This is a genomic window from Flavobacterium sp. AC105 (genome assembly GCF_979258495.1).
Genome location: NZ_OZ409860.1, coordinates 4,697,146 through 4,714,444, shown reverse-complemented (window position 1 = coordinate 4,714,444; position 17,299 = coordinate 4,697,146). Strand labels below are relative to the sequence as shown.

The window sequence follows — 17,299 nt, the reverse complement described above, 5'->3', positions numbered from 1 at the left end:
CCAAATCCTCAAATTTCAGGAAGGATTTGTGTACTTTTACAAGCTTTCAACTTTAAAAATATTTTACGTTTTGATTTCACAAAATACGATTGATACTGTTTTTGAAACTGCTCGTGTAGAGGAGGTTATTGGTGATTTTGTCAATTTAAAACGCGCGGGGAGTAACTTCAAAGGTTTGAGTCCGTTCTCAGATGAGCGCTCTCCGTCGTTCATGGTTTCACCTGCAAAAGGAATCTGGAAAGATTTTAGTACAGGAAAAGGAGGGAATTCTGTCAAGTTTCTGATGGAGCACTCACAGTTTACTTATCCGGAAGCCATTCGGTATTTAGCGAGAAAATACAATATTGAAATTGAAGAAACCGAACAATCCGATGCTGAAAAAGCGATGACGGATGTTCGCGAAAGCATGTATCTGGTTTCAGAATTTGCAAAAGAATATTTTCATAATACACTTTTAAACTCGGAAGAAGGAAAAGCAATTGGACTTTCGTATTTTAAAGAAAGAGGTTTTACTAACGAAACCATCAAAAAATTTGGTTTAGGATATTCGCCGGAAACTTGGGACGCACTTACCAAAGAAGCTTTGGGTAAAGGGTATAAACTGGAATTTCTGGAAAGTACCGGTTTGACAATTGCCAGAGAAGATCGCCCTTTTGACCGTTTTAAAGGTCGTGTCATGTTTCCTATAGAAAGTATGTCGGGCCGTGTTTTGGGGTTTGGAGGACGTATTTTAACCAATGATAAAAAAGCGGCAAAATATTTAAACTCGCCGGAAAGTGATATTTATCATAAGAGTAAAGTGCTTTACGGAATTTTTCAGGCCAAACAATCCATAGCAAAGCAAAACAATTGTTATCTGGTTGAAGGTTATACAGATGTTATTCAGTTTCATCAGGCTGGTATTGAGAATGTTGTAGCTTCATCTGGAACTGCTTTAACGCCAGATCAGATTCGTTTGGTAAATAGATTGACGAGAAATATTACTGTTCTTTTTGACGGAGATGCTGCTGGATTACGTGCTTCCATTCGCGGAATCGATTTGATTCTGGAAGAAGGAATGAACGTAAGGGTTTGTGCTTTCCCTGATGGAGAAGATCCGGATAGTTTTGCGCGAAAAAATTCTCATGACGATCTGGTTGCTTACTTAGAAGAAAACAGCAAAGATTTTATACAGTTTAAGGCATCGCTTTTAATGAAAGAAGCCAAAAACGATCCTATAAAAAAAGCTGATTTGATTCGTGATATGGTTGTTAGTATTTCAAAAATTCCGGATCGTATTCAGCGTGAAATTTATACACAGGAATGTGCCAGGATTATGGATATTTCTGAACAGGTATTGGTGAGTACTTTGGCACAATTGATTCAGAAAGATCTTGTTGAGGCAGGTAAAAAGCAAAAGCAGGAACAAAAACCTTTTGAAGTTCATAGAAACCAAAACTCAAAACAAACTGGATATTCAGGAGGAGATCCGGAAGATCCAAGATTTGGTCCGCCGGATGATTATCCGGGAGAACAGGGATATCCGGGAGAGCAGACAGAAAAAGTAGATATTCTATATCGTTTAGAACGAAAAGTAATTGAGATTTTATTGCTTTACGGCGATAAAACTGAAGAATTTGTAGATGAACTTTTAAAAAATAATGAAGAAGGTGAAGTTGTAATCGTTTCTGAAAAGAAAAAGTATAAAGTGTACGAGCGTATTTATCTCAGTTTGCAGGAAGATGAGGTAGAACTTTCTAATAATTTGTTCCGTGATATTTTTACGGACTTAATTGGGTACTATAACCAAAATGAAAAATTCAGTCTGGAACAATATTTAATGCGTTTACAGCCTGATTTTGCTCAGGAAGTAACAGATATTTTAATGGAAGATGAAAAGTTGGCACTTCATGATTGGGAAGGGCAGAACATTTTTTCGAAAATGAAACATGAAACGATAGCACAATATGTTACGGAAACCATTATGTCTATGCGCTGGTTTTTGGTTGATAAAATCATCCAGGAATTAAAAAGCTCTATACAACCTGATAATTCAGATAATACAGAGCTTTTGTCTATGGTAGTCGACTATTCAAAACTAGTCAATGCGTTCTCGAAAAAACTAGGAAGAGTAATGTCGAGATACCATTAAATAATTTCTAAAGTCTTTGCTTTGTTTACTAAGTCGACTAAATTAGTAACATTCAATTTAGTCAATAATCTTAGTTTGTAAGTACTGATCGTTTTCTCGTTCAGATTTAAGATTTTAGAGATTTCATTGTTTTTCTTACCATCACTTAAGTAACGTAAAACTTCGATCTCACGATTCGAAAGTTTTCTGTACAAGCGTTCGCTTTTGCTTTGTTTCGCAATAAGAGCCATGTTTTTGCGTACAGTTTCGTTGATGATAATTTTTCCTTCGTGTACTTTAATAATAGAAAGACCTAAAGTTTCAAGTTTTTCTGTTTTGTGCACATACCCGGAAACTCCTGCTTTAATTGCATTTGGAGCATACATTTGTTCAGCGAGGTCACTAAAAATTACAATTTTTGTTTTTGGGAAGTTTTTCAGGATCGATTTTACTTCGAAGATGCTTGAAAGACCTTCTAACTCTAAATCTAGAATTAGGATGTCAATCTCCTTCGTCTGAAGAATATCTCTAACCATTGAAAAATTGCCTACGTTGGCAACAATTGAAATTTGATCGTGGTCTTTAAAATAAGACTTAACGCCAAAGTGAGTCACAGGATGATTGTCTGCAAGACATACTTTAATCATAATTTTTACCTTTTTTAGAATTGTTCATGTTTTTGGAACTGTAAAATTAATAAATAAATTCTGTAATTAATTGCAGACGAATGTTAAAATGTTTTATTTTAACGTTTTTGGTATTAAACAAACTGGAATTGCATCCATTTTATGCTTGTTGCTGGTGTTTAAACGTTTATAAATTTCAAAGACAGATTTTTCTCTCCCAGTGAAGTCAGCTGGCGTCTTTCCTGACTCCGCGGCCAACATCGCCCATTCCAATTCATCATAACTTGCGCCTAATTGATCTTCATCGGTACGATTGTCTCCAAAAAGTCCATCTGTTGGTGCAGCTGTTAAAATTGATTGAGGAATTGTTAAAAATTCACCAAGAGCATACACATCTGATTTCATTAAGTCGGCAATTGGACTCAAATCGACTCCGCCATCTCCATATTTAGTATAAAATCCTACACCAAAATCTTCGACTTTGTTTCCGGTTCCGGCAACTAATAAGCCATGAATTCCAGCTAAATAATATAAAGATGTCATTCGTATACGAGCTCGTGTGTTGGCTAATGATAAATTAACTTTTGTTGAATCTTCTGTATTGGGCACAGAAGCCTTAAAAGCTTCAAAAGTTGAGGTTAAGTCAGTTTTTACATCAGAAACATTAGAAAAACGTTTCTTTAATTGGTCAATATGTTCCCTTCCTCTAGAAACCTGACTTTCTGCCTGGTGAATTGGCATTTCTACACATAAAACTTTCAAGCCCGTTTGGGCACATAATGTAGAAGTTACAGCAGAATCAACTCCGCCCGAAATTCCAATTACAAAACCGTTTACTTTTGCATTGTTAGCATAATTTTTTAACCACTCTACAATGTGGGTATTTACTTTTTCTGTCTGAATAGTGCTTTTTTTAGCCATAATAATTCAAGTTTTAAGATACAGGGGTGTATATTTGCACAAATATTTTTAAGTAACGTTTATTTAAAATATAAGCTACACAAATCTAATTAAAATAAAATGAAAATATATCGCTTTGTAGTGCTTCTGTGCTTGTTTTTTTTGTCCTGCGATCAAAAAACTAAAGTCGAAAAAGCAGTAGAAGAAATTCCGGTTGATATTAAGGTTGAGCGTTTTGATAAAGTATTTTTCGAAACCAAACCCGAAGATTTGGCGAAAATAAAAAAACAATATCCTTTCTTTTTTCCGGAAGGAAACGATGACAATATCTGGCTAAAGAAAATGCAGGATCCGCTTTGGCGAGAAGTATATACAGAAGTACAGAAAAAATACAGCAATTTTGAGCCTGTTCGCGAACAGTTTAACGCATTGTTTCAACACGTAAAATATTATTTTCCTAAAACTAAAACACCAAAGGTTATTACGGTAATTGGAGAAATGGATTATAATGCAAAGGCTATTTATGCTGATAGTCTGGTAATTGTTGCATTAGAATTGTATTTGGGAAAAGAACATAAGTTTTATGAATTTCCAAATTATCTGAAGCAGAATTTTGAAGAAAAACAAATTATGCCGGATGTAGTTTCGAGTTTTACGTATCGAAATGTTCCTGCTTCTGCAGATAAAAGCTTAGTTTCTCAAATGATTTTTGAAGGAAAACAATTGTATGCAAAAGATTTGCTTTTGCCGGAATATGCAGATGCTGAAAAAATAGGATATACACCAGAGCAAATAAAATGGTGCGAAGAAAATGAAGCTTATATGTGGCGCTTTTTTATAGAAAGTGAAATGCTGTACAGTGATGATCCTAAATTAACAACCCGATTTATAACGCCTGCGCCATTTTCTAAATTTTATTTAGAAATAGATAATGATTCTCCCGGAAGAATTGGTGCCTGGATTGGCTGGCAAATCGTGCGATCGTACATGAAAAATAATAATGTAACGTTGCCGGAATTATTAAAAACAGAAGCAAAAGAAATTTTTGAAAAATCAAAATATAAACCTAAGAAGTAATGTCAGATACAATAAACTCAGAAATTAAATTCAATATAGAATTAGATGAAAACCGCGTTCCTGAAAAATTAACGTGGAGCGCACAAGATGGCGGAGTGCAGGCTGAAGAAGCAAAAGCAATTATGTTATCTATTTGGGATAGCAAAGCCAAAGAAACGATGCGTATCGATTTGTGGACAAAAGATATGCCGGTTGATGAAATGAAGATTTTCTTTCACCAGACTTTAGTTGCAATGTCGGATACTTTTAAACGCGCAACAGATGACGAAAAGATGTCAGATACTATGAAAGACTTCTGTGATTATTTTGCAGAAAAATTAGAACTAACGAAATAAATTTCAAATTTTTTAAGTCTAAATTCCAATTTCCTGGCTTTTATCAGATAATTGAAGTTCTAAAAAAAATCCCGGATTCCAATTTGTAAATTAGAATTTGGGATTTTTTTATTGAATATTTCTTGTTGGAATTTCGATCAATGAACAGATCTTTTATTTAAATCCTTAAAAATTCGTTTTAAAGCTCCTGACATTAAATTATCTGTATTTTTATAGAACGTTATATTGTCTGCAAGTTTATTCGATTTTTCTGTTTCCCACATCGATTCTGTATTTCCTTTTGCTGTAATGCCCACAACATTTTGGGAGTAAATGATTTGCTTTAAATTTAAATCATATATTTCAAGCGTTACTTCTGCTTCGTTTTTTCCAGATTCGTTATCGCTTTGGTAAAGTTCTATGGTAGAAAAATCGTTTTTGTTTTTTTTGGTAGATATATTAATAAAAAAATCAAAACCAGTTCCGTCTTTGAGTTCTTTTAATTTTACACTATTTGGATTTAAATGAATTTTTCGGGTAACCAATAATCCATTTACATCATTAATATAATAAATTCTTTCGCCTAAGTTTTTTCTAAAAAATTTCAACGATTCACTCGTCATTTTTTCTTTAGAATTTTTAGGAGAATCTACTTCGTTTAAAAGCCATTTTCCGGTTGTAAAATCCACGCCGGTTCTTTGTCCGGTCGTAAACATATAACGAGCCGTCTGACATGAAGATAAAAGTAAAACAAAAACAATTGAGAGTAATTTAAGAATCTTCATATCTGAATTTTATTATTTCAAATGTACTTCAAAAAACTTTCCTATAAGATTTTATTTATAAAAGAAAATATTTATTCTGAGTTTGTGCCAATTTAGATTTAAAAAACTAATTGTACAAACAAGTTTATAACATTTGTTTCTTTTATGATTATATATTTTCACAATATTTCTTTTAATCTGGAATTTTATTGTTAATTATTTGATTTACATTTACTTATTCTTAAAAAAATAGGTAAATGAAAAACAGAATCAGTTTTATTTTTGTGATATTATTAGTGATCTTCCAAATAAAAGGGAATGCACAAAATTTAAAACTTCATCCCAAAGGTTATTTTTCTGCAAGAGGAATAGATGTTACCGTGTTTGATGATATTTATCCTGACGGACATCAAACTGGCGTAACAATGATTCAGCATGGAGAACGCGTTATGGCAAACGGAGATTTACGTTTAGAAATTTCTCCCGGTCAATGGTCGCCTGTACCAAAAGAAATGGAAAAGAAAATAGATCCGGCAACACAAACCATTTCTCAATCTTTATCATATCCGGATGAAAGTAAAAATCATATTGGTTTTAATCCAATAGATTATCCTGATTTGAAGTTAAAATACAAAGTAAATGTAACGCCAACTGAAGGTAATAATTTTAGAATTACGGTTGATTTAGAAAATGAAGTTGATGTAAAATGGTTGGGAAAAATTGGTTTTAATATCGAATTATTTCCAGGCGATTTGTTTGGAAAATCTTATAGCTGTGATGGGAATTTCGGAATTTTTACGCATTCTCCTTATGGTCCTCTTCAAACGCAAGTTGATGGTCAGAACCTTGGAGTCCCTTTGTGTAAAGGAAAAAAAATTACAATTGCTGCCGAAAGTGATTTGTCAAGAGTTACAATTCAGTCTAATTTAGAAGATATTGCTTTATGGGACGGGCGAATTAATCATAATAATGGTTGGTTTATTCTTCGTGCCCCAATTTCTAAAAATTCAGGAAAAAGAGTTATAGATATTGTTGTTTCTCCAAATGTTATTCCAAATTGGACTTACAAACCCGTAGTTCAGGTTTCGCAGGTAGGGTATTATCCAACGCAATCTAAAGTAGCTATTTTAGAAAATGATCCTAATGATACTGAACTATCAGAAGTAATTCTGATCAAACATGATGAGTTTGGAAAGAAAAATATCAAAACCATAAAACCTAAAAAATGGGGAGACTTTTTAAGGTATAATTATTATCAAATTGACTTTTCTGAAATAAAAGAGGAAGGAATGTATACGCTGAGTTATAGAGGAAACGAAACTTCTCCTTTTCAAATAAGTAAAAAATTATATGATAGAAATGTTTGGCAGCCAATTCTTGAATATTTTTTGCCCGTTCAAATGTGTCACGTCAGAGTAAATGAAAAGTATCGAATTTGGCATAACTTCTGTCATTTAGATGATGCTCAGATGGCACCGGTTAATCTTAATCATTTTGATGGTTATGTTCAGGGACCTTCTACGCTTACCAAATTCAAACCGAATGAAGTGGTTCCTAATTTAAATCAGGGCGGATGGCACGATGCCGGAGATGATGATTTAAGAGTTGAATCTCAAATTGGTACAGTTTGGAATCTCGCATTAATGCTGGAAGAATTTAATATTGAATCTTATGATGCGACAAGTGTCGATGAGAATAAAAAAATAGTCGAAATTCACCAGCCAGATGGTAAGTCAGATGCTTTACAGCAAATGGAACACGGACTTGCATCTGTTTTGGGAGGATATCGTTCTATGGGACGCTTGTATAGAGGGATAATTACCAATAGTTTAAAACAATATGTGCTTCTTGGCGATTTTGGAGGCGTTACAGATAATAAATGGAGCGCTAATCCAGATGCAAAAGATGATGATCGATGGGTTTTTACAGAAGATAACCCGGATAGGGAATTGTATGTAGCCGCCGGGCTTGCCGCATCTTACCGTGTTTTAAAAGTTAAAAACCCAAAACTGGCAGCAGAATGTTTAGAAACAGCTAAGGCACTTTATAAAACCTCGTATTTAAAATCAAAAAAACCAGATAGTAAAATAATGGTATTGGTTGAATTAGCATTGGCAACTAATGACGCGGTTTATACCAATGAAATTATTGGCTTGCAGGGCGAAGTATTGAAAAATTTTGGCAATTTAGGATGGAGGGTTGGCAGAATAAAACATCTTATTAAAGATAAACCGTTTCTTGATAAATTAAATTCTGAAGCAGAAAAATGGAGTGCCAAAACCAAAAACAATTCCCTGACAGATTCGCCATATGGTGTTCCTTATACGCCTAATATTTGGGGAGCTGGCTGGACTTTGCAGGATTTTGGCGTTCAGCAATATTATTTTTCAAAATCATGGCCGGAGTTTGCAAATTATGAAATTTACAGTAATGCCCTGAATTTTATACTCGGAGTTCATCCGGGAAATAATACAGCATCTTTTGCCTCGGGAATTGGATCAAATTCATTGTTGGTTGCTTATGGCATGAACCGTGCAGATTGGTCGTATATTCCGGGCGGCGTAACTTCAGGAACGGCTCTTATCAGGCCCAATTTGCCGGAACTTAAAAAATGGCCTTACTTTTGGCAGCAGACAGAATATGTTATGGGCGGCGGTTCTACAGATTTTATGTTTTTAGTCCTTGCGGTTCAAAAACATTTTGAAAATTAATGCCATAAAAAAGGGATAAAATAATAGAAACTGATTCTATATTTTATCCCTTTTTTAATTCTATATTTTTTTTTAAAACTGACTATTGTTTTTAAAAACTTCCTGATTTACTTCGTCGATATAATTTAAAACATCGTCTTTTCCGGTAGATTCTGTTGCTGAGGTTACGAAATAATGCGGCATTTCTTCCCAGTTATTTGCAAACATTTGCTTTTTGTATGCAGCAATATGCGAGTCTATTTTTGTCTTGCTAATTTTGTCTGCTTTAGTAAAAATGATGCAAAACGGAATTTCGCTTTCTCCCATATACGACATAAATTCAATATCGATATTTTGGGCTTCGTGACGAATATCAATCAAAACAAAAGCACAAACTAATTGTTCTCTGGTTTCAAAATAATCGGTAATAAATTGCTGGAAAACTGATTTTGTTTTTTTAGATACTTTAGCATATCCATATCCGGGCAAATCGACCAAAAACCAATTGTTATTGATTTTAAAGTGATTTATAAGCTGCGTTTTTCCTGGTCTTCCGGATGTTTTTGCTAAATTTTTATGATTAGTAAGCATATTGATCAACGAAGATTTCCCTACGTTAGATCTTCCGATAAAAGCATATTCCGGCAAAAAATCCTGCGGACATTTTGCAACTACAGAATTGCTAATAATAAATTCGGCGGTTGTAATTTTCATGTGTTTTGTTTTTTAAACCTCCAGAAATCGAAAGTTAGATGCTATAAATTCTTTTTAACGAGCCATTCTTCAAGAATTGCATTAAATTCTTCAGGATGTTCCATCATAGCAGCGTGTCCACATTTGTCAATCCAATACAAAGTTGAATTAGGCAATAATTTATCAAATTCTTCCGCCACATTTGGTGGAGTTACAGCATCATTTTTACCCCAGATAATACAGGTTTCGGCTGTCATTTTAGGTAAATCTTTTGCCATATTATGACGAATTGCACTTTTGGCAATCGTTAAGGTTTTAATTAATTTAATACGGTCATTAACGGTTGCGTACACTTCATCAATTAATTCAGGAGTAGCTATTTTTGGGTCATAAAATACATCTTCAGCTTTCTTTTTGATGTATTCATAATCGCCTCTTTTAGGATAACTATCTCCCATAGCGCTTTCGTAAAGTCCTGAACTTCCAGTTATTACAAGTCCGGCTACTTTTTCAGGATATAGTTTAGTGTGGTAAAGAGCAATATGTCCTCCTAGCGAGTTGCCTAATAAAATTACTTTTTCAAAACCTTTAAAAGTGATAAAGTCTTTTACATACTTAGCAAAGCTTTTCACGTTGGTTTTTAAAATACTCTGAGTATATATTGGCAAATCCGGGATCACAACTTTGTATCCTTTCGTTGGAAAATATTCTGCTACAGCATCAAAGTTACTTAGGCCTCCCATTAAGCCATGTAAAATCACGATAGGAGTTCCTTCTCCAGCTTCATAATAGCTGTATTTGCCTTCTTTTTTGTAGTGTTTGTCCATTTAATTTAATGCCAATTTCAATTTGGACAAATATAGGGTTTAATAAATAAAAATGAATTTTTGCTACCGTTTTTTAACTACATAATTTTTGTAGAATATCTAAGTGTTTAAAAATCAGCTTTTATGGCTTGTTTTGGTATATTTTCTAAATGTTAAGAAAACTGCGTAATAACTAATTTTTTAAGAAATATAGTGCATATTTTTTTCGATCTGCAATCCTTATTGTCGATCGGCTAATTATTATCTAAAGTATTGATTGTCCATAAATTAAGCAAGGTGGTAGAAAAGTGGTTAAACTTATTAACAAAGTGGTATTTAGTGGTAAAATGTGGTAATATTTTTTATATTTTTGCTGTATAACATCTTAATGTATTTTTCTTGAACACAATTGTTGGAACATATGAGTGTAAAGTCGATGCTAAAGGAAGGCTAATGATGCCTGCACCTTTAAAAAAGCAATTGGCTTCTTCTCTTCAAAACGGATTCGTTTTGAAGCGCTCTGTTTTTCAGCCGTGTTTAGAATTATATCCAATGGAAGAGTGGGACCTGATGATGCAAAAAATCAACAAGCTGAATCGTTTTGTAAAAAAGAACAATGATTTCATCCGAAGATTTACTGCTGGTGTTAAAGTGGTAGAGATTGATGCATTAGGAAGATTATTGGTACCAAAGGATTTGGTAGCTTTTTCAAGTATTTCTAAAGATGTTGTTTTTTCATCTGCGGTTAATATTGTGGAAATTTGGGATAAGGATTTATACGAAAAATCAATAAGCGGCGAAGATATGGATTTTGCAGATTTAGCCGAAGAAGTAATGGGAAATATTAATGACGACGACAATGGAATATCATAATCCGGTTTTGCTTCATCCTACAGTTGATGGTTTAAATATTAAGCCTGACGGAATATATGTAGATGTTACGTTTGGTGGAGGAGGTCATTCAAAAGAAATTTTGAAACGATTAGGGCCAAACGGAAAATTATTTGCTTTTGATCAGGATGAAGATGCACTTGCAAATGCGCTGCCGGATGAACGGTTTACCTTAATTAATGAAAACTTCAGGTTTATAAAAAGGTTTTTACGTTTTCACGGAGTAAAAAGTGTAGACGGAATTTTGGCTGATTTGGGTGTTTCATCACATCAGTTTGATGTTCCGGAAAGAGGTTTCTCAACAAGATTTGATGCCGAACTAGATATGCGGATGAGTCAGAAAAATGATTTAAATGCTTATCGTGTGGTTAACGAATATGAAGAACAGGATTTACGTCGTGTTTTTTTTGATTATGGAGAGTTGAAGAATGCTCCGGTTTTGGCAAGAACAATTGTAGAAGCCAGAGAGAAATATCCAATCAAAACTACAGACGAATTAAAAGATGTTTTGGCAAAATATTTACCTGAACGAGTTAAAAACAAAATATTGGCTCAGATTTATCAGGCGATTCGAATTGAGGTAAATCAGGAAATGGATGTTTTAAAAGAGTTTATTGAGCAATCATTAGAAATTCTTAATCCGGGCGGAAGATTTTCAGTAATCTCTTATCATTCCTTAGAAGACAGACTGGTAAAAAGATTTATTAAAAATGGAATGTTTGAAGGAGAGCCAGAACGCGATTTTTACGGAAATTTTTCAGTTCCGTTTAAAACCATCGGAAAATTGATTGTTCCGGATGATGCTGAAATCAAAATTAATAACAGGGCAAGAAGTGCAAAATTAAGAATTGCTGAAAAGATATAATATAAAGGTAGAAAAATGAAAGGTGGAGTATTTGGCATATTAAAAGCAAGATTTTTGATTAACGATGACGCGATAAAAAACTGGCGGTTCATAGTTTTTATAATTCTGCTTGCTATTTTAATGATTGCCAATACACAACGATACGAACAAAAGGTTTTTGAAATTGCAAAACTCAATAACGAAGTAAAAGAATTGCGATCAGAATTTGTAGACCGACGTTCCGAATTAATGAAGTTAAAAATGGAGTCAACCATATCGGATAAAATGCTTGAAAAGCAAATTTTTCCATCGACAGTTCCTCCGGTAAAAATAGAAGTTAAAAAAGAAGAAGAAAAAAGTTTCTTTAAAAGAATATGGCAGTAGACGATAAACATATATCCTACAGAATTTACCTCGTAGCAGTTTTCATCTTCGTGATGGCAATTGCTATTGTCGTTAAATTAACCAATATTCAATGGGTTGAAGGAGATTATTATAGAAAACTGGCGAAACAGCGTACCGTTAGAAATTTTGTCATTCCGGCAAACAAAGGAAATATTTATTCGGCTGACGGAAGTTTGCTGGCAACATCAATTCCTAATTATGAAATTAGATTTGATGCAAAAGCGCCAAAAACAGAAACTTTCGAGAAATACGTAAAAGCATTATCAGATTCATTGGCTACTGTTTTAGACAGACCGGGAGGTTATTACGAACAGGAGTTAAGAAAAGCAAGAGTCAATAAAAACCGCTATTATTTGATTGCCCGTAATTTGAGTTATACCGAATATGTAAAAATTAAGGGTTTTCCATTATTCAGTTTAGGAGCTTTTAAAGGCGGAATTATAGTTGAACAAGAAACCGTTAGAAAACATCCGATAGGAAAAATTGCAGAGAGAACAATTGGTTACGACCGTATTGATCCTGCAACCGGAATTGAAGTTGGAAAAGGAATCGAATGGGCTTTTAAAAATTATCTGAACGGAAAAGACGGTAAAATCCTAAAGCAAAAAATTGCAAAAGGACAATGGAAACCTATTCGGGATGTAAATGAAGTTGACCCAATTGATGGTTATGATGTGATTTCGACAATTGATGTTTTTATCCAGGATATTGCGCACCACGCTTTGTTAAAACAATTAGAAGATTACGAAGCAGATCATGGTTGTGTAGTAGTTATGGAAACAGAAACAGGTTATGTAAAAGCGATTTCGAATTTAGGAAGAGGAGAAGACGGAACGTATACTGAAACTACAAACTATGCTGTAGCAGAGTCTCACGAGCCGGGATCGACTTTTAAACTGGTTGATTTAATGGCCATTTTAGAAGATAAAGTAGCAGATACAAGCACAGTTTACGATAGTCACGGCGGGCAAGTAAAATATTATGGTCGTTCTGTTAATGATTCACATAAAGGAGGTTACGGTAAAGTTTCGTTAGCACGCGGTTTCGAACTTTCATCTAATACCGTAATGGTTCAGGCGGTTTATGATAATTACAAAAGTAATCCGTCAAGATTTGTGAATCATATTAAGAGTTATGGATTAGACAAAACATTAGGATTGCATTTTAAAGGAGAAGGAAGGCCTCATATCCCGCAACCTGGAGATAAACATTGGTCGGGAATTTCACTACCGTGGATGGCTTTTGGATATGAAGTTTCAGTTACACCAATGCAGACATTGGCATTTTACAATTCGGTTGCCAATAATGGCGTAATGGTAAAACCGCAGTTTGTATCTGAAATTAAAGAATGGAACAAAACAATTAAAAAATTCGATACAGAAGTTATTAATCCAAGGATTTGTTCACCGGAAACGATTAAAAAATTAAGAGCAGTTTTGTTGAATGTCGTTAAAAAAGGAACGGCTTCTAAATTGTATTCGAAAGATTTTTCGATGGCAGGAAAAACAGGAACGGCTCAGATGAATTATGGCGGAAAAGAAGGAAAGTCAGCATTGTATTATGCTTCTTCTTTCGTAGGATATTTTCCGGCAGATCATCCTAAATACTCTTGTATTGTGGTAGTTCATAAGCCTAATACATCTAAAAATAATTATTACGGGGCAGATGTTGCCGGGCCGGTTTTCAAGAGAATTGCCCAAAAAATATTTACGGATGCGCCATCAACTAATAAAATTAAAAAATTGGATTCAAATGTTCCGAAACAAGATTCTAGTTATGATAAATTTTACGTAGTTGAAGCCAATAAAAAATCAAATCAAATTCCGGATTTAAAAGGAATGCCGGGAATGGATGCAATTGCCTTACTAGAGAATTTAGGTTTGAAAGTTAAGGTAAACGGAGTAGGGAAAGTAAAAAAACAGTCTTTACAAGCTGGACAAAATATTAGTAAAAATTCAACAATAGTATTAGAATTATCGTGAAAATACTGAAAGACATATTATATAAAGTAGCTATTGAATCTGTAACAGGTTCAACGGAAATTGATATCCATAAAATTGATTTCGATTCAAGAAAAATTGAAGCGAATGATGTTTTTGTAGCAATTCGCGGATCACTTTCTGATGGTCACGATTATATTGAAAAAGCAATTCAATTAGGTGCGATTGCGATTATTTGCGATACATTACCGGAAAATATTCAAAAAGGAATTACCTATATAAAGGTAAAAGATACCAATACAGCGCTGGCTTTTATGGCGGCTAATTATTTTGGAAATCCTTCTGAAAAATTAAAATTAGTTGGCGTTACAGGCACAAACGGAAAAACAACAATTGCGTCATTATTATTTCAGTTGTTTCAAAAAGCAGGTTTTAAAGTTGGTTTGTTATCAACCGTAAAAATTATGGTCGATGAAACTGAATATAAAGCAACGCATACAACGCCGGATTCTATTACAATCAATCACTATTTAAATGAAATGATTGAAACTGGTGTAACACATTGTTTTATGGAAGTGAGTTCGCACGGAATTCACCAAAAACGTACCGAAGCTTTGCATTTTGTTGGCGGGATTTTTACGAATCTTTCACACGATCATTTAGATTATCATCCAACGTTTGCAGAATATAGAGATGTAAAAAAATCATTTTTTGATTCATTGCCAAAAACAGCTTTTGCCTTATCAAATATCGATGATAAAAACGGACCTGTAATGTTGCAGAATACTGTTGCCAGAAAACGCACTTATGCTTTAAAATCATATGCAGACTTTAAAGCAAATATTTTAGAAAGCCAATTGTCAGGGTTATTATTAAAAGTAAATGACAACGAAGTTTGGGTAAAACTTATCGGGACTTTTAACGCTTATAATGTTTTGGCAATCTACGGAACAGCAATCGAATTAGGAATGGATAGTTTAGAGGCATTGCGTTTACTGTCGGACTTAGAAAGTGTTTCAGGTCGTTTTCAATATATTATTTCAGAAGGAAATATTACAGTGATTGTAGATTATGCACATACGCCGGATGCTTTAGAAAATGTTTTAAAAACTATTGAAGATATCCGAACTAAAAACGAACAGTTAATTACAGTTGTGGGCTGCGGCGGAAACAGAGATAAAACCAAAAGGCCAATTATGGCAAAAATTGCTACAGATCTTAGTGATAAAGCAATTTTAACATCTGATAATCCAAGAAACGAGGATCCGGAAGTGATTTTAGATGAAATGGAAAAAGGTGTTGAAGCCCATAATTATAAAAAAATATTGAGAATTACGGACAGAAAACAAGCTATAAAAACGGCTTGTCAATTGGCTCAGCCAAATGATATTATTTTAATCGCAGGTAAAGGACACGAAACGTATCAGGAAATAAATGGTGTTCGTCATCATTTTGATGATATGGAAACTGTAAAAGAAATTTTAGATCAATTAAACAAATAATCACAATAAATTTTTAAGTTCAAATACCACCACAATAATTGGAATTTGGAATTTCTAAATTGGAATTTAAAAAATATAAAATATGCTATACTATTTATTTGAATATTTAGACAAAACACTAGACATCCCGGGAACTGGAGTTTTTCAATACATCACTTTTAGATCAGCTTTAGCGTTAATGCTTTCGTTGCTTTTGTCAACGATTTACGGAAAGCGAATCATTAATTTTTTGCGTAATCAGCAAGTTGGTGAAACGGTTCGTGAGTTAGGTCTTCAAGGTCAAAATGAAAAAGCAGGAACCCCAACAATGGGAGGATTGATTATCATTTTTGCCACTCTTGTACCGGTTTTGTTGTTTGCTCGTTTGCATAATATTTACATTGTATTGCTTATTGTAACTACGCTTTGGATGGGAACAATTGGTTTTATAGACGATTATATTAAAATATTCAAAAAAGATAAAGAAGGACTTAAAGGTATTTTTAAGGTTATTGGTCAGGTTGGTTTAGGACTTATCGTTGGCACTGTTTTGTATTTTAATCCTGCTGTTACAGTAAGAACTGATACAGGTTATATTGGCACTCAAAAAAATGCAAATACAACAGTGGTTATGCCTGCTCCAATAGAAGAAAAATCAACTGCAACGACAATTCCTTTTGTAAAAAATAATGAATTTGATTATGCCGAAATATTAGCCTGGACAGGTGAGGGATATGAAAAATGGGCTTGGTTAATTTTTATTCCGGTTGTTATTTTTATTATCACAGCGGTTTCAAACGGGGCTAATTTAACAGATGGAATTGATGGTCTTGCAGCAGGAACATCCGCAGTTTCGGTCCTGGCGCTCGGAATATTTACGTTTGTTTCCGGTAATATTATTTTTTCTAATTATCTGAATATTATGTATATCCCTAATTCGGGGGAAATGACCGTATTTATATCCGCATTTGTTGGGGCGCTGATTGGATTTCTTTGGTACAACTCTTATCCCGCATCTGTTTTTATGGGAGACACAGGAAGTTTAACTATTGGCGGAATCATTGCAGTTTTGGCAATTGCCGTTCGAAAAGAATTATTGATTCCGTTATTGTGTGGAATCTTTTTAGTGGAGAATTTCTCCGTGGTTTTGCAGGTGAGTTATTTCAAATTCACTAAAAAACGTTTTGGCGAAGGCCGAAGAATATTTTTGATGTCGCCACTACATCATCATTATCAAAAAAAGGGATATCATGAGAGTAAAATTGTAACCAGATTCTGGATCGTTGCCATCATGTTAGCCATATTATCAATTGTTACTTTAAAATTAAGATAGGGTTTTAATTAAAAATTGAGAATTAAAAATTAAAAATTGTGTGTTCGGGTAGATGAAGGAGAATATTATTCAAGAGAAGTCATTTCTCTTTGCAGTTAGAGTAGTCAATTTATATAAATATCTAACTAATACAAAAAAAGAGTTTGTTTTAAGTAAACAACTTTTAAGATCGGGAACTTCAATTGGAGCAAACATTGAAGAGTCGATTGGAGGACGTTCTGATAAAGAGTTTCTGTTTAAGCTTGAGATTTCATACAAAGAAGCTAGAGAAACAATTTATTGATTGAAATTATTGAAGGCAACAGATTATATTTCTGTAAATGAGTTCGAAAGTGTTCATAAAGAAGCAGAAGAAATATGTAAAATATTAGCGAAAATTATAATAACCTTAAAAGGGAAGACGTGATGGAATTAGAAACTTCATA

15 protein-coding genes and 1 pseudogene are annotated in these 17,299 nt (G+C 33.8%); 11 read left to right on the top strand and 5 right to left on the bottom strand.

Annotation, left to right across the window (positions count from 1 at the left end; genetic code table 11):
• The first annotated feature begins 70 nt into the window (after nt 1–70).
• Entirely contained in the window at nt 71–2,131 is a 2,061-nt protein-coding gene (dnaG, locus tag ACZ0AH_RS19420) for a DNA primase (RefSeq protein WP_463477414.1), read from the top strand.
• Here the strand turns inward: dnaG and ACZ0AH_RS19415 are convergent.
• Both ACZ0AH_RS19415 and nadE read right to left on the bottom strand, forming a co-directional pair.
• The gene (locus ACZ0AH_RS19415; RefSeq protein ID WP_026730588.1) at nt 2,128–2,757 is read right to left on the bottom strand and encodes a response regulator transcription factor; all 630 of its coding nucleotides are present in this window, start codon (nt 2,755–2,757) and stop codon (nt 2,128–2,130) included. The genes dnaG and ACZ0AH_RS19415 overlap by 4 nt on opposite strands.
• Nucleotides 2,758–2,850: 93 nt before the next feature.
• The gene (nadE, locus tag ACZ0AH_RS19410) at nt 2,851–3,657 is read right to left on the bottom strand and encodes an NAD(+) synthase (protein WP_463477413.1); all 807 of its coding nucleotides are present in this window, start codon (nt 3,655–3,657) and stop codon (nt 2,851–2,853) included.
• A gap of 99 nt (nt 3,658–3,756) precedes the next feature.
• Between nadE and gldB the strand changes: the two genes are divergently transcribed.
• The gene (gldB, locus tag ACZ0AH_RS19405) at nt 3,757–4,713 is read left to right on the top strand and encodes a gliding motility lipoprotein GldB (RefSeq protein WP_463477412.1); all 957 of its coding nucleotides are present in this window, start codon (nt 3,757–3,759) and stop codon (nt 4,711–4,713) included.
• Nucleotides 4,713–5,048 carry a gliding motility protein GldC gene (gldC, locus tag ACZ0AH_RS19400; RefSeq protein ID WP_026985662.1) on the top strand — a complete coding sequence of 112 codons (336 nt, stop codon included), beginning with the start codon at nt 4,713–4,715 and terminating at the stop codon, nt 5,046–5,048. Before gldB ends, gldC begins: the two co-directional genes overlap by 1 nt.
• A 137-nt stretch (nt 5,049–5,185) precedes the next feature.
• On the opposite strand, the gene ACZ0AH_RS19395 is transcribed toward gldC, so the two are convergent.
• The gene (locus tag ACZ0AH_RS19395; RefSeq protein WP_463477411.1) at nt 5,186–5,812 is read right to left on the bottom strand and encodes a hypothetical protein; all 627 of its coding nucleotides are present in this window, start codon (nt 5,810–5,812) and stop codon (nt 5,186–5,188) included.
• 236 nt (nt 5,813–6,048) lie between these two features.
• On the opposite strand from ACZ0AH_RS19395, the gene ACZ0AH_RS19390 reads away from it, so the two are divergent.
• Nucleotides 6,049–8,502 carry a glycoside hydrolase family 9 protein gene (locus ACZ0AH_RS19390; protein ID WP_463477410.1) on the top strand — a complete coding sequence of 818 codons (2,454 nt, stop codon included), beginning with the start codon at nt 6,049–6,051 and terminating at the stop codon, nt 8,500–8,502.
• A 72-nt stretch (nt 8,503–8,574) separates the two neighbouring features.
• Here the strand turns inward: ACZ0AH_RS19390 and yihA are convergent, their stop codons facing one another.
• Together yihA and ACZ0AH_RS19380 are read right to left on the bottom strand one after the other, a co-directional pair.
• On the bottom strand, nt 8,575–9,195 hold the full coding sequence (gene yihA / locus ACZ0AH_RS19385) for a ribosome biogenesis GTP-binding protein YihA/YsxC (protein ID WP_463477409.1): 621 nt from the start codon (nt 9,193–9,195) through the stop codon (nt 8,575–8,577).
• A gap of 41 nt (nt 9,196–9,236) precedes the next feature.
• A complete protein-coding gene (locus ACZ0AH_RS19380) occupies nt 9,237–10,001 on the bottom strand; it encodes an alpha/beta fold hydrolase (RefSeq protein ID WP_463477408.1) in 765 nt (254 codons plus the stop codon).
• 378 nt (nt 10,002–10,379) lie between these two features.
• Here ACZ0AH_RS19380 and ACZ0AH_RS19375 point away from each other — a divergent pair, with 378 nt between their 5' ends.
• The 7 genes and pseudogenes from ACZ0AH_RS19375 to ACZ0AH_RS19345 all read left to right on the top strand — a co-directional run bounded on the left by ACZ0AH_RS19375 (nt 10,380) and on the right by ACZ0AH_RS19345 (nt 17,280).
• Complete coding sequence (locus tag ACZ0AH_RS19375; RefSeq protein WP_029273286.1) at nt 10,380–10,853, top strand: division/cell wall cluster transcriptional repressor MraZ; 474 nt, start codon at nt 10,380–10,382, stop codon at nt 10,851–10,853.
• The gene (gene rsmH, locus ACZ0AH_RS19370) at nt 10,828–11,736 is read left to right on the top strand and encodes a 16S rRNA (cytosine(1402)-N(4))-methyltransferase RsmH (RefSeq protein ID WP_196812446.1); all 909 of its coding nucleotides are present in this window, start codon (nt 10,828–10,830) and stop codon (nt 11,734–11,736) included. Before ACZ0AH_RS19375 ends, rsmH begins: the two co-directional genes overlap by 26 nt.
• 15 nt (nt 11,737–11,751) lie before the next feature.
• Nucleotides 11,752–12,099 carry an FtsL-like putative cell division protein gene (locus ACZ0AH_RS19365; protein ID WP_463477407.1) on the top strand — a complete coding sequence of 116 codons (348 nt, stop codon included), beginning with the start codon at nt 11,752–11,754 and terminating at the stop codon, nt 12,097–12,099.
• Complete coding sequence (locus ACZ0AH_RS19360) at nt 12,090–14,102, top strand: penicillin-binding protein (RefSeq protein WP_463477406.1); 2,013 nt, start codon at nt 12,090–12,092, stop codon at nt 14,100–14,102. Before ACZ0AH_RS19365 ends, ACZ0AH_RS19360 begins: the two co-directional genes overlap by 10 nt.
• On the top strand, nt 14,099–15,562 hold the full coding sequence (locus ACZ0AH_RS19355; protein ID WP_463477405.1) for a UDP-N-acetylmuramoyl-L-alanyl-D-glutamate--2,6-diaminopimelate ligase: 1,464 nt from the start codon (nt 14,099–14,101) through the stop codon (nt 15,560–15,562). Before ACZ0AH_RS19360 ends, ACZ0AH_RS19355 begins: the two co-directional genes overlap by 4 nt.
• Before the next feature lie 82 nt (nt 15,563–15,644).
• Complete coding sequence (gene mraY / locus ACZ0AH_RS19350; protein ID WP_463477404.1) at nt 15,645–16,874, top strand: phospho-N-acetylmuramoyl-pentapeptide-transferase; 1,230 nt, start codon at nt 15,645–15,647, stop codon at nt 16,872–16,874.
• Nucleotides 16,875–16,926: 52 nt separating this feature from the next.
• Nucleotides 16,927–17,280, top strand: a pseudogene (locus ACZ0AH_RS19345) (four helix bundle protein).
• Nucleotides 17,281–17,299: the final 19 nt, after the last annotated feature.

Excerpts from the sequence above, each read along its gene's own strand:
- ACZ0AH_RS19415 (WP_026730588.1), bottom strand. The coding sequence starts at position 2,757 with ATGATTAAAGTATGTCTTGCAGACAATCATCCTGTGACTCACTTTGGC.
- nadE (WP_463477413.1), bottom strand. The coding sequence starts at position 3,657 with ATGGCTAAAAAAAGCACTATTCAGACAGAAAAAGTAAATACCCACATT.
- gldB (WP_463477412.1), top strand. The coding sequence starts at position 3,757 with ATGAAAATATATCGCTTTGTAGTGCTTCTGTGCTTGTTTTTTTTGTCC.
- gldC (WP_026985662.1), top strand. The coding sequence starts at position 4,713 with ATGTCAGATACAATAAACTCAGAAATTAAATTCAATATAGAATTAGAT.
- ACZ0AH_RS19395 (WP_463477411.1), bottom strand. The coding sequence starts at position 5,812 with ATGAAGATTCTTAAATTACTCTCAATTGTTTTTGTTTTACTTTTATCT.
- ACZ0AH_RS19390 (WP_463477410.1), top strand. The coding sequence starts at position 6,049 with ATGAAAAACAGAATCAGTTTTATTTTTGTGATATTATTAGTGATCTTC.
- yihA (WP_463477409.1), bottom strand. The coding sequence starts at position 9,195 with ATGAAAATTACAACCGCCGAATTTATTATTAGCAATTCTGTAGTTGCA.
- ACZ0AH_RS19380 (WP_463477408.1), bottom strand. The coding sequence starts at position 10,001 with ATGGACAAACACTACAAAAAAGAAGGCAAATACAGCTATTATGAAGCT.
- rsmH (WP_196812446.1), top strand. The coding sequence starts at position 10,828 with ATGACGACGACAATGGAATATCATAATCCGGTTTTGCTTCATCCTACA.
- ACZ0AH_RS19365 (WP_463477407.1), top strand. The coding sequence starts at position 11,752 with ATGAAAGGTGGAGTATTTGGCATATTAAAAGCAAGATTTTTGATTAAC.
- ACZ0AH_RS19360 (WP_463477406.1), top strand. The coding sequence starts at position 12,090 with ATGGCAGTAGACGATAAACATATATCCTACAGAATTTACCTCGTAGCA.
- mraY (WP_463477404.1), top strand. The coding sequence starts at position 15,645 with ATGCTATACTATTTATTTGAATATTTAGACAAAACACTAGACATCCCG.